We start from the raw sequence: 12,089 nt of genomic DNA on the forward strand, positions 1-12,089 counted from the left end.
TGACCGATCTTCGGGATCTGATCGGCCGACTGCACGAGAAAGGGACGTACGGACGAAACCGTTAGTTCCGGCTGTCCCCGCGCAAGCGCGGGGAGGCCGGAACTCCGTTCCGGCGCTGCCGGTCCACTCCGTGGCCCGGCAGTCCGGACCCGGCTCCGCCGAGTCCGGAGGGTCCGGGACGCTCCGCGCCCCGAACCAGGCAGCAGCAAGGAGGGGAGGGGGTACGGTCCGTGGGCGGTGCTGATTGACGTTGCGTCAACTTCCCACCCGGGGCCGGGTGACGGCCCGTCACCCTTGCGCTCCCCTCCCCCGGCATCTGGTCCGGACCCCGGGGTGAACGCACACACCCAACCACATCACCCCACCTTCCAACAACCCTGTGCGTCACTTCACATCGGGCCGATAGATTTGGGATCGTTCTCGGGTCCCCCTACAGGGTCCGGATCCCGCCGCAAATCTGAACCAATCTGTCCAGCGCATCTGCATCCCGTTGTCCCGGCAATACGTCACGCCGATGACTCCAACAGCAACAGTACCCCAGACCAGATGCCCGAACCCCGCCCCGGACACCCACCGATAAACACGCTGAGCGTGGCGTGAGAAACGGAGCAGATATGACCCGCATGGAACTTCGCCCCCATCAGGTTGAGGTCGTGGATTCGGCGCTCAAGATGCTGTCTGTGCCGCCGGGAGGGACCATTCCGCCCGAGGGACTTCGGACTCAGGTTATCGCCGCTACCGGGTCCGGGAAGACGCTCATCGGGACCGAGATCGCCAACCGGCTTTCCGCGCGGCGCGTGCTGGTCCTGGTGCCGACTTTGGATCTGCTCACGCAGATGACCCGCGCATGGCGTGCGGGCGGCCGTAAAGGCGCGATGATCGGGGTGTGTTCCCTGCGGGCGGACGAGTCGGACGGGGTGCCCTGCACGACCGATCCGGACGAACTGGCGGAATGGGTCGGTGGTTTGGAGACGGTGACCGTGTTCGCGACGTACGCGTCGGTGGGCCTCGGGATCCTCCAGCGCGCGCACGGCGCCGGCCTCCCGGCGTTCGACCTCATGGTCGTCGATGAGGCGCACCGGACGAGTGGGGACGTTGGGAAGCCGTGGGCGGCCGTGCACGACCAGACGCAGCTCCCGGCGGTGCGGCGGGTGTACATGACCGCCACGGCCCGCATCTGGGAGGCCGAGGGAGACGCGCCGCGGCTTGTGGCGAGCATGGATGAGGACTCGCCTGTCTTCGGGCCTGTGGCCTACAAGCTGAAGCTGTCGGATGCCGTCCGTATGGGCCTGGTGGCGCCGTATCAGGTGCTCGTCATGGACATCCGGGACCCCGACCTGTGGGCAGCGCTCCAGGCCGGCGACGCAGCCTCGGACGCCGTGCGCGGAGCGCGGCTGTCCGCGATCGCTGCCGGGGTGATGCGGGCCGCGTCGGCGGAGCGGTTCCGACGGGTCCTCTCGTTCCACTCCCGGGTCGGGGATGCGGAAGCCATGGCCGCCACGGTGCCCGGCGTAGCGCTGCGGTTGGCCGAGGACGACCCCGAGGAGTTCCCGCCCGCAGAGCAGGTGTGGGCGGACTGGCTTTACGGCGAGCACGCCCCCGCGCACCGGCGGAAGGTGCTCGATGAGTTCGCTTCCGATTTCCTCGGTGGCGAGGCGTTCTCGGGTCGTGATGTGCCCGCGAAATTGCGGGTGCTTTCGTCGGTTCGTGTCCTCGGTGAAGGAGTGGATACGGCCGAGTGTGACTCGGTTCTTTTCGCGGACGTTCGGGGCTCGATGGTGGACATCGTGCAGATGGTCGGGCGTGCTCTGCGTATGCATCCCGGGCACGGGAAACTGGCCACTCTGATCGTGCCGGTATTCCTCGGGCCGGACGAGGATGAAAACGCAATGCTCACCTCGGACGCCTACGGGGCCCTGGTGAAGGTCCTCGGGGCGCTGCGTGCGCACGACACGGACACCGTGGAAGCACTGGCCGACCCGAGGCCGCGCAGCGGTCCGAAGGGAGGTGAACTGGCCGGTGACGAGGGCGAGTTGGGCGACGAGGGCGAGGACCAGGAGCAGGAGGGCGAGGGGGCGGCGCGGGTGAGAGCGGCGGCGGCCGGCGTGCTGCGGTTCAGCACCGAACGCGACCCTGCGACGGTGGCAGCGTTCGTGCGGCTGCGGGTCATCGACCCCGAACGCGCGTACTGGCGGCGCGGCATCCAGGCCGCGCAGCGGTGGCTGCGGGAGACCGGGTCGGACGTGTTGTCGGTGCCGGTCGCGTACCGGAGCCCGCAGGACTGGGCGGGGATCGGTGGGCATCCGTTGGGTGCGTGGTTGGCGGATCAGCGCCGGTACTACGCGGCCGGGACGCTGGAAGCCGAGCGGGTGGCCGAGCTGGAAGCGCTGGGCATGGTGTGGTCGGTCTACACGGAGTGGGACGGCATGCTCGCCGTCGCCCGCTCGTACGCCGCAGCGCACGGGCACTTCGTCCCGCCCGCGACGGCCGTGTGGGAGGGGCAACCCATCGGGACGTGGGCCAAGAACCAGAGGCAGGCGGCCCGGAAAACCGCTCAGAACGCCGCACGGCGCGCGGCCGGGGAAACGGGCGTGCCCAGCACCGGGGAACTGCCAGAGAGCCGCAGGGAGGCCCTGGAGACGATCGACGCGGGATGGTGCCCGGTATGGGACGCCGGATGGCAGCGCGCCTACCGGCTGTGCCAGGCACACGTCCGCGCCGGCGCCCCCCTCCCCGACGCTCCGGGGCAGGTCATCGTGCAGGGCGAAGACCTCGGCGCATGGGCAACGGCGCAGCGCGCCGGATGGGCCCGGCTCCTGCCCGCACAGCAGTACCTCCTGGAGACCCTGGGCCTGGAACCCGCCCCCGCCGGGACCGAGGCCGCGGAGGGCGCGGCGCGGCCCGTGGGGCGGCGGGAGGCCGCGCGGGCGGTCAACCTCGCGGCCGCCCGGCAGTTCCGCGAACGGGAAGGACACCTCCGCGTGCCCCGCAAGGCGGTGGAAGTCCTGCCCGACGGGACCGAGATCAAACTCGGAGCCGTCATCGACAACACCCGCCGCCGCGCCGACAAACTCACCGACCAGCAGCGCGCGGCATGGACCGCCCTCGGCATGCGCTGGTAGCGGCTGGGATAGCCGAAGGGCTTGCAAGCCTGTGGTGGCATGATGGGAGCTTTGCGCGAGCGTTCGGGGATCAGTCGCTGTGACCGATCCCCGATACTCAGCACCAGTTCCAGACGTACCAGACGGGGCCCCAGCGTCCGTGGGCGTCCGAGTCGGGGGCGCCGGCGGTCGCGGAAAGGAAGTTCCCATTCTTGTCGTAGAAGCCCGTCTGCGTGCCCGCGGTCTGGTTGTTGTACCAGGAACCTCCACTACCCATGCCGTCGGGAATTTCCTGCTTGTAGCAGTCCTTGTACCGGAAGCCGAGCTGTTGGAAGTTGCTCTGCTTGTAGCCGCAGAAGTAACCCTTGGGGCAGTCAGCTGGCGCGGACTGAGGCTGCGCAGCGCTCGATGGGGCCGTGGACAGTGCTACGGCGGTGAGGGCTCCAGCAGCCACGAGAAGCCTCCGCAGAGACTGCCGGCGGGTGAGGTTGACCATCCGAGTTCCCTTCGTGTCTGCGCCGGTAGGAAGTGGCCGACCGGAACCGGCGAAGTCCTCCGGCGCCAGCTAGCCATGTGAGAAGGATTGTTAGGGCGGCGGGTTGTTGTGTAGCCCTGTTTTTCGCCGGATGCAGGCCTTCTCCGCCGTGCGTCAGGAGCACCACCGTTCCTGGGAGTCCGTTCGCGGATCGGTCGCGGTGACCGTTGGAGGAAGTGGAGGCCGAGGCTTGTGGTGCCCGCGCAACGTCCAGCTGGGGGCGGTGGTGGTGCACCGAGGCCCGGTGGCTACTCTCGTCTCTCCGTCGATCCGGAGTGAAGGGAAGCAGCTGTGCGCAACGCCGCCGTGACGCCCGAGGGCGGCCAGATCCGCTGGGTTGAGCTGCCGGGACAGGAGCCGACCCGCGTCTACGTCCATGGTCTGGGCGCCACGTCGCCGGCCTACTTTGCGGAGGTTGCGGTTCATCCTCTGCTCGCCGGACGTCGTTCGCTGCTGATCGACTTGCTCGGGCACGGCATCAGCGACCGGCCGGCGGACTTCGACTACACCCTGGAATCCCACGCCGATGCCCTCGCCGCGGCCCTGACCAGCGTAGGTGTCACGGGCGCCGAGCTGATCGCGCACAGCATGGGTGGCGCGGTGGCCATCGTCCTGGCTGCCCGGCATCCTCAGCTGGTCTCCCGCCTGGTCCTGGTCGACGCCAACCTTGACCCGATCCCGCCCGCCCCCGGCTCCGCGGGCAGCAGCGGCATCGCCGCGTACTCCGAGGAGGAGTTCCTGGCGGGCGGCTGGGAGGAGATCCGTGACCGGGCTGGTTGCCACTGGTGGTCCACGATGCGCCTGGCTGGCCGGGAAGCCCTGCATCGCAGCGCGGTCCACCTCACCCGCGGCACCGTCCCCACCATGCGTGAGTATCTGCTGGACCTGAAAATCCCCCGCACCTACCTGCTGCCCGAGGCCGACGGCCCGCTCCCGGGCACCGATGCGCTCACCGAAGCTGGGGTGGCCGTGGTCTCCATCCCGGACTGCGGGCACAACATCATGCTGGACAACCCGGAAGGCTTCGCACGCGCCACTGCGGCGGCGCTCTCGGACCACGACTAGCAGGTCGCGGACACAGCGCAGGGGGCGGCCCGGGTCACCGTGCGGTGACCCGGGCCGCCCCTTCATCGTGACGTTTCGGATCGGGTACCGCGCAGCAGGGTGGTCCGCCGATCAGTCTCGCGTAGGCGGCAGCGTCGAGCAGGGTGTGGTGGAGGCACCGTCTCGCCACGCTGGGAATGCCGGCGGCGCCGCCGGAGCGGCCAGCTTCCACACCAGCGTCGTGGAGGGCGGCCAGGCTGCCCTCCGGGGGCACGGGGACGGGGCGGCCCGCCAGGGTGTCACCACTCCTCTGCACCGGTGTACTGGATTGCGGCGTGAGCGGGTGCCGGGGGCGAGGACGTGACCGGAGGTTGCGCGGGTTCCTGACGCGCGGGTCCGCCCCGCCCCCGACTACCGCACACCTACCCCAGATCCTGTTTGGGACGCATTCGCCCGGTGTGATTCCTGACCGTCCCCAGGCACGCTTGCGGGGCCCGGCCGTTGGCACGGCCGGGCCCCGCAAGGGTGCGTGTGGTGTCAGGTCACCATCGGTACCAGCGGCCGCGGCCGCCGCCGGCGTTGGTGGACCGCACGAGGAACCCGAGCAGCCACACCACCAGCACGACCAGGGCTACCCACCAGAGAATCTTGAGGGCGAAACCGGCGCCGAAAAGGATGAGCGCGAGAAGCAGTACAAGCAAAAGGGGAACCATGGATATCAACCTCCTGACCCGCCGTATGCCCTCCATCCTGGCGCGCATTCCATGCATGTCCCTTTGTTTGCGAGGGGCCGGTCGGGGCACGAGCCGGCTACCGCAACAACGACCGAAGACTTCGAGGAGGCTGTCTTTCATGAGTGCCGGTGAGAAGGCCAAGGCGAAGAGCGAGCAGGCCAAGGGCAAGGCCAAGGAAGCTGTCGGCAGTGCCCTCGGCAACGACCGGATGGCTGCCGAGGGACAGGCCGACAAGAGCATCGGCGACGCTCGTGAGGCCAAGGAGAAGACGAAGGACGCCTTCAAGCACTGACGTCGCTTGCATGCCCCTCAGCGGACCCTGCCGGTGCGGCGAGAACGGCGCCCATTCTGACAGATCGTCATGGTGGGGGCCTGGCCCGTCCGTCGGCACGCCCCAAGGCGCGGCCCCGGCCCGCCCGGCCGGTTCGTCAGAAAGGTCCACTCACCAGTCCACCGGTCCACCACGACTCCTGTTCTCTGCCCCCTGCCCTGCCCGGTAGTCCGACTCACATTGACTGCCGCTTGCCTCGCCGTCGAACGCCAGACGAGACCGCCTGCGCAGGTCGAGATGCACTCACCGGGAGAACTATTCAGACTCGTGAGTGGAAGGCAATGCCGACTACAGAGAGGCGACGATCATGCGCAGCACGATCACACGCGCTCTGGCCGCTGCCGTCGCTGCGGGCGTCTTCGCCGGCGGGGCAGCCGTGGCCTCCACCAGCGCCGCCGTCGCGGCGCCGATGCACTCCACGGTCGCGGCGAGCCATCACACAGCACCCAAGCCCGACCCCACCAAGACCCCGAAACACAAGAAGTGCCCCAAGGGCGAGCACTACACCAAGGTCAACGGCAAGTGGGCCTGCCACAAGAACAAGAAGTAGCAGCCCCGCGAGTGCAGTTCGGGCAAGCCGCGCGGTGGGCGGCGACGGCGGACAGCCACGGCGCCCACCGCGTCCTGCGGCTGACGGCGGCCTCACAGTCGCGTAACGCGGTGCGGGCCTGCCTGCCGGACAGCGGTCCGGACAGCGGCAGCGCACCGGCGAGCGTTCCAGCGATGGCGATCACGGTAACGATCACAGTGGGTGCCTCCAGGGAGGCAGCGGTGGGAACGCCCATCGGGTACGCCCCTGAACTCGGCCCGGGCGCCGGCCCGGTTACAGTCACGTCGCAGGGGGCCGGAGCCAGTGCCCGTGGCTCCGGCCCCCTGTGCTGCACAGCGGGGACGGGTCAGTCGGTGTCCTCGTGCGGCTCCAGCAGAGCGAAGTACGTCTCGCGCTGCTGCTCCGTCAGCTCACCGTCGAGCGAGAGCGCGGAGCGGAGCGCGCGCAGGGCGTCCGTCTTGGCCATGCCCCACCTCTCGTGTGCCTCGCGCTGGATGTCCCCGATGCTGGAGTACGCGTTGGCGGGGAAGTGGCGGATGTACCAGTCGAGCATCTTGGCCACCGGGACCGTGAGGTTGAGGTGCCGGTGCCACTGCTTCGCCCCCTCTCCGTGTGTGCCCTTGGCGCCGGCGTAGATGTCGAGGGACTCCTGCCAGTCGTGCATCACCGCGGCCCGGACGACGCGCCCCAGGTGCTCGGTGGGAATGATCCGGTCGAGACTGGCGGCGACGGTCCAGGCGAGTTCGCCGGCGACCTCTGCGACCGATTCCCTGTTGCGCTGGCGCAGTACCCATCGCTTGCGTACGTCGGGCCGGTCGAACAGGGTGCGCTGGAAGTCGGTGGCGAACCGGTCGCGGCCCTCGGCCGCGCCGGGCGAGAGGCTGTCGCGGTCTTCCGCGGCCATGGCGGCCCCGATGCCCTCGAAGGAGCGCCGGCGGGCCTCCACCCAGTCCTCCGCCACCGCGCGGGCCCACTGGTCACGGCCCCCGACGGTGGCCTGCGGCAGTGGCACCTCGTTATCGCCGCGCGAGTAGGCGCGCAGCGTCGAGGCGTTGATACCGCCCAGCTCGGCCATCTCCGGGGCACCGAGCAACTGCCCTGCGGTCAGTTCGGAACTGGAGACGTCGACCACGCACCGCTCCCACCGCGGCGAGAGTCGACCGCAACCGCTCCGTCCACCTGCTGTACCGCCGGGTCAGTCCGGGCAACTGCTCAGCGAACGTCTGCCGAGCACACGAAGACTGCAGACAGAAGAACCGCCGAACTCGCAGTTGCAGGACCACCAGACGTCACCCGCTGGGCGCGTTCGCGGGAAACCTCAGGTAAGAGCTGTGAACCCGGGTCGACTCGCTTCCACAGGCCGGCCATGCCGCCCCGGTCGACGTACTGCTGACGTTGAGGCGTGCCGCCTCGTGGCTCACATCCAGCGACTGCACCGACACTTCAGCGATGGACGGTAGCAGCAGGCCCTCCACGCGAGGCGATGTCTCTTCCACGACGCCGCACTGTCGACCCCACCAAGATGGGCCCCGACGGCCGTCACTCAGCGTGCGCGCTTCACGGAAGTCGTGCCAGAACCCAAGTTACGACAGCGGATGTTCACTGCTCGCAGTGGCGCCCCGTCCGGCCCAATGTCGATGTTCACGGGAACGGATAGCATCCCCCTCGGCATGATGGGTTGATGATCGATCCGATAGCCCCCGTGGTGCCGCCTGGCCGGATGAAGCAAACACGGCAGCCCGCCCTTGCGCTCCCCAACGGCATGCATCTACGCCCCTGGCGAGAGAGTGACGCGCGGGTCCTGGTGCAGTCGTGCCTCGAGCCGGACATCCAGCGCTGGAACCGTCCCGGTCGGCTGACCATGGACACGGCCCGGGAGAAGATCGCGCGCTGGAAGCTACGGTGGCAGAGCGAGGAGGCCGCTGTCTGGGCCATCGCTCCTACGGGCGACGATCCGCCTGTGGGACTGATCGGCCTCGCCGACCTGGACCTGCTCGGCGGCAGCGGCGAGTTTGTCTACTGGCTGTTGCCTGCTGGCCGCGGGCGCGGAGCCGTGGTCAACGCGACTGTTTCCATTAGCCAGTGGGCCTTCGAAAGCCTCGGACTCCATCGCCTGCGCATCACGCACTCCGTGGCCAATACGGCCTCCTCAGGGTCGCCACCAAGGCCGGGTTCGCTCTGGAAGGAACAATGCGCAGCGCGCTCCTCCACGCCGACGGCTGGCACGGCGAACACCTCCACGCCCGCATCCAGGATGACACCGGGCTCTCGTGACCCCGCGACGCTGTCCTGCGGTCACCGCACGCGCTGCTGTCGAAACTCGGTTTCTGGCTCAACTTCTATGAGAACCGTCGCTTGGGAAGGTCGCGACCTGATCGTCAGCCTTCCTCCTTCAAAGCGGCGAGGTCGTGTCGGTTGCCGACAATCGCTCGACCACAGCCAGGGGGCAGACGCTCCGCCACCATGTCCACGGCTGCCTCGGCCGTGTCGGCCTCACCGACGTACTCCGCCCTGGACGGTCCCTCCACGACGAAGCCCCCGCCCCGTCGTGGGGCAATGTAGGGCACGTCCCACGTGCAGGGATGCCCGGTGCACCGGCTGAAATGCAGCTCCCACATGCCCACCCAAGGAAAGAGCTGTCGCAACCTGGGCTCGGCGTAGGCAGCGCGCACCACATCAGCGTCCACGCGGTCTGAAGCGAGGAGCCTCGTCCACTCGGCCTCGATGATGTCCTTCGCCGCCGTGCTCGCTGCGTCCATGGGAGAAGGGTGTCAGAACGTCGCTTCGACCAGGCGAGCATCTCGTCCACCGCAGGTGCTGTATCCCGACTCCACAGAAGTTGTGCCAGAGCCGGGCCGGGGTGAGGTTCCGGGCGTCGGCGGGCCGGTCCCAGTCGTATCCGCCCGTCCAGCGCTGCTCGTACCAGAGTTTCACTGCCTCCGCGCACGAGGCCGGCTCGTTTTCGTAGGTGGCGAGCCAGTAGCGGTTCTCGCCGTAGCCCTTCGGCCCCGGTCCCGGAGGCGTGGACAGCCCGTCCAGCGTCGAGGTCGAGGCGGCCTGGGCGCGCTGCAGGCCGCGTCGTCCAGGACCAGGGGCGGCGCGCCGTGCTGGGCGCGGTAGGAGTTGTGCGCGGCCAGGCACTCTTCGTTGAACGCCTCGTCCGTGGTGTCGGGCAGAGGGGGGCGTGTGGCCGCCGCCTGCGCGGGCTGCACCGTGACCACCGCGGTCAGCGCTGCCGCCACCGCCAGAACACCCGCTGACAAACGTCCCATGCGTCCACCTCTTCGCTCTGTGACTGTCCCGGATGGCCGTGCGGCCCCGGGAGTACTCATCCAAGAGCCCCGCCCCTTGAGGCGTGCCGTCATCGCCACCGCGACCACCCGTTCGCAGCACATGACGCAGGAAGATCCGCCGCCCCCGTGGTTCCCAGGCGTTCCCCCGCAGGGTGCGCAGGGGAAGGGCCCGGCCTCCGGCCCGCCACCGCGCTGCCGACGAGGCGACCCCGGACGCGGTACCGCGCAATGCGGCCTGCCGGACAGCAGCGCACCGGCGAGCGGACGCCCACACCTGCCCCGAACTCACCCACGCCACCGCCCTGCTCCCCGACGACGGCCACACCCTCTGCCTCGACCTGTCGGGGGTGCCCTTCATGGACTCCAGCGGCCTGAACCTCCTCATCCTCCTCCACCAGCGTCTGCACACCCAGCAGGGCCGTCTCGCCCTCGCCGGCCTCCAGCCCCAGCCCGCACGCCTGCTGCAGAGGACCGGCGCCTACGACCTCTTCACCCACGACACCACCCCGCCCCGGCAGCCCTGACGAAACCGGCGAGCCCGCCACCACCTCGCGGCCGCGCGACAGCTCTTCGAGGGGGAGGGGGCACCTGCCGGTGCCGCGGAAGGCGGTGGAAGTCCGGCCGCACGGAACGGAGATCCAGCTCGGTGCTGTCATCGACAACACCCGCCGGTGGGCCGACAGGCTGTCCGATGAGCAGCGGGCGGAGTGGACCGCCCTCGGCATGCGCTGGTAGCAGCGGCAGGGGACCGGGAGGCCGGTCACGTGGTGGGGAGTTGCTCACCAGCTTCAGGGTGAGCAACTCCCGTACCGGGTCAGGGCAGTGGGCACCGACGACCTTCGACACGCCCACTCCTGGTTTACCGACAGCGTCAACCAGCGCCGGAGCCGCGGTGTGAGGGTGCGCGTACGGCGGGCCGAAGGGCGGTCCCGGCCTCCCTTTGCGCGCAAGATCACCACTCGTTCGTATGCACCGGTTGAAGAAATGATCACGCCAGACCCGCACGGTCCTAGCTTGAGATCAGCGCGTAGTCGACCGACCGCGCCTGCTTGGAGAGGAGCCAGGGACTTCATGAGCGATCTTGAAGGTGCCGGTGTATACGACGACGGTCCGGTTGACGAGACGGGAGTCGACCCCAAAGACATCGAAACGGTCATGTTGCAGGTCAATTGCAGCAGGAGCAAAGCCGTCGAGGCACTGCGTAACAGCGGAGGGGACATCGTCCAAGCCATCATGGCGGCCGGCGAATAACCCTCGGGCCTGTCACGGCTGACGATCACCCCTCACAGTCACCCGCCTGCCCGGGCCCGGCCCGAACGCCGCCGTACGGGCGCTGAGCGCCTTCAGCACCGAGCGCGCCCCTGCGACGGTGGCCGCGTTCGTGCGGCTGCGCGTCATCGACCCCGAGGACACGTACTGGCGGCGCGGCATCGAGGCCGCGCAGCGGTGGCTGCGGGAGACCGGTTCGGAGGTGCTGTCAGTCCCGGTCGCGTACCGGACCCCGCAGGACTGGACAGGGCCCGGGCTCTATCCGTTGGGTGCGTGGTTGGCGGATCAGCGCAGGTACTACGCGGCCGGGACGCTGGAAGCTACCCGCGTAGCCGAGCTGGAGGCGCTGGGCATGGTGTGGTCCGTCTACACGGAGTGGGACGGCATGCTCGCGGTCGCCCGCTCGTACGCCGAGGCACACGGGCACTTCGTGCCCCCCGCCCCGGCGGTGTGGGAGGGGCAACCCATCGGCGTGTGGGCGAAGAACCAGCGGCAGGCGGCCCGGAAAGCCGTCCAGAACGCCGCACGGCGCGCGGCGGACGAGACGGGCGTGCCCAGCGCTGGGGAGCTGACCGAGGGGCGCAGGGAGGCGCTGGAGGCGATCGACGCGGGGTGGTGCCCGGTGTGGGATGCGGGATGGCAGCGCGTCTACCGGCTGTGTCAGGCACACGTCCGGGCCGGCGCCCCGCTCCCCCAGGCCGCGGGTGAGGTGATCGTGCAGGGCGAAGACCTCGGCGCGTGGGCGGCAGGGCAGCGGGCCGGGTGGGACCGGCTCATGCCCGCACAGCAGTACCTCTTGGAGTCCTTGGGCCTGGAGCCCGCCCCCGCCGGCCACGAGGGCGCGGAGGGTGCGGCGCGGCCCGTGGGGAAGCGGGAGCAGGCGCGGGCGGTAAATCTCACGGCCGCGCGGCAGTTCTTCGAGCGGGAGGGACACCTGCGGGTGCCCCGGAAGGCGGTGGAGGTGCTGCCGGACGGGACCGAGATCAAGCCCGGTGCCGTCATCGACAACACCCGGCGCCGGGCCGACAAGCTGTCCGAGGAGCAGCGGGCGGAGTGGACCGCCCTGGGGATGCGCTGGTAGCGATCGGGCGTAGGGACAGAGAGAGGGGGGGGGGGCCCCCCGGGGGGGGGGGGGGGCGGGGGGGTGGGGGACATCCGCGGCGGGGGGCGGGGGGGGGGCGCCAGCAGGCCGACGCGACGGGGCCGGGCGGGCCCGCCGCCCGGCGGGGCGT

The 12,089-nt window shown here is 69.8% G+C and carries 11 protein-coding genes and 1 pseudogene; 8 read left to right on the plus strand and 4 right to left on the minus strand.

From position 1 onward, the window contains the following. Window positions 1-614 precede the first annotated feature (614 nt). A complete protein-coding gene (locus tag ABZ719_RS36260; protein WP_366729432.1) occupies window positions 615-3,122 on the plus strand; it encodes a Helicase associated domain protein in 2,508 nt (835 codons plus the stop codon). A 97-nt stretch (window positions 3,123-3,219) separates the two neighbouring features. Here the strand turns inward: ABZ719_RS36260 and ABZ719_RS36265 are convergent, their stop codons facing one another. Continuing rightward, window positions 3,220-3,378: a hypothetical protein gene (locus ABZ719_RS36265; protein WP_366729433.1), complete on the minus strand. Its 159-nt coding sequence runs from the start codon at window positions 3,376-3,378 to the stop codon at window positions 3,220-3,222. 549 nt (window positions 3,379-3,927) lie between these two features. Between ABZ719_RS36265 and ABZ719_RS36270 the strand changes: the two genes are divergently transcribed. Beyond that, a complete protein-coding gene (locus ABZ719_RS36270) occupies window positions 3,928-4,701 on the plus strand; it encodes an alpha/beta hydrolase (RefSeq protein ID WP_366729434.1) in 774 nt (257 codons plus the stop codon). 521 nt (window positions 4,702-5,222) lie between these two features. Here ABZ719_RS36270 and ABZ719_RS36275 read toward each other — a convergent pair. Continuing rightward, window positions 5,223-5,393 carry a hypothetical protein gene (locus ABZ719_RS36275; protein ID WP_018565842.1) on the minus strand — a complete coding sequence of 57 codons (171 nt, stop codon included), beginning with the start codon at window positions 5,391-5,393 and terminating at the stop codon, window positions 5,223-5,225. A gap of 139 nt (window positions 5,394-5,532) precedes the next feature. On the opposite strand from ABZ719_RS36275, the gene ABZ719_RS36280 reads away from it, so the two are divergent. Then, window positions 5,533-5,706, plus strand: coding sequence for a CsbD family protein (locus tag ABZ719_RS36280; protein ID WP_366729435.1), 174 nt, complete (start codon window positions 5,533-5,535; stop codon window positions 5,704-5,706). Window positions 5,707-6,052: 346 nt separating this feature from the next. Next, a complete protein-coding gene (locus ABZ719_RS36285) occupies window positions 6,053-6,295 on the plus strand; it encodes a hypothetical protein (protein ID WP_366729436.1) in 243 nt (80 codons plus the stop codon). 346 nt (window positions 6,296-6,641) lie between these two features. Here the strand turns inward: ABZ719_RS36285 and ABZ719_RS36290 are convergent, their stop codons facing one another. Continuing rightward, window positions 6,642-7,427: a hypothetical protein gene (locus tag ABZ719_RS36290; protein ID WP_366729437.1), complete on the minus strand. Its 786-nt coding sequence runs from the start codon at window positions 7,425-7,427 to the stop codon at window positions 6,642-6,644. A gap of 630 nt (window positions 7,428-8,057) precedes the next feature. Here ABZ719_RS36290 and ABZ719_RS36295 point away from each other — a divergent pair. Continuing rightward, window positions 8,058-8,384, plus strand: a pseudogene (locus ABZ719_RS36295) (GNAT family N-acetyltransferase); the annotation flags it as partial. A 289-nt stretch (window positions 8,385-8,673) separates the two neighbouring features. Here the strand turns inward: ABZ719_RS36295 and ABZ719_RS36300 are convergent. Beyond that, a complete protein-coding gene (locus ABZ719_RS36300) occupies window positions 8,674-9,054 on the minus strand; it encodes a DUF6193 family natural product biosynthesis protein (protein WP_366729438.1) in 381 nt (126 codons plus the stop codon). Window positions 9,055-9,740: 686 nt separating this feature from the next. Here ABZ719_RS36300 and ABZ719_RS36305 point away from each other — a divergent pair. From ABZ719_RS36305 to ABZ719_RS36315, 3 genes are all read left to right on the plus strand, one after another. Next, complete coding sequence (locus ABZ719_RS36305; RefSeq protein ID WP_366729439.1) at window positions 9,741-10,112, plus strand: STAS domain-containing protein; 372 nt, start codon at window positions 9,741-9,743, stop codon at window positions 10,110-10,112. A gap of 547 nt (window positions 10,113-10,659) precedes the next feature. After that, window positions 10,660-10,839, plus strand: a complete 180-nt coding sequence (locus ABZ719_RS36310; RefSeq protein WP_366729440.1) for a ubiquitin-like domain-containing protein — start codon at window positions 10,660-10,662, stop codon at window positions 10,837-10,839. A gap of 118 nt (window positions 10,840-10,957) precedes the next feature. Continuing rightward, entirely contained in the window at window positions 10,958-11,938 is a 981-nt protein-coding gene (locus ABZ719_RS36315; RefSeq protein WP_366729441.1) for a helicase associated domain-containing protein, read from the plus strand. The last annotated feature ends 151 nt before the right edge of the window (window positions 11,939-12,089 follow it).

Origin of the sequence: Streptomyces sp. NPDC006743 (genome assembly GCF_040703815.1) — a bacterium.
Taxonomy (GTDB): domain Bacteria; phylum Actinomycetota; class Actinomycetes; order Streptomycetales; family Streptomycetaceae; genus Streptomyces.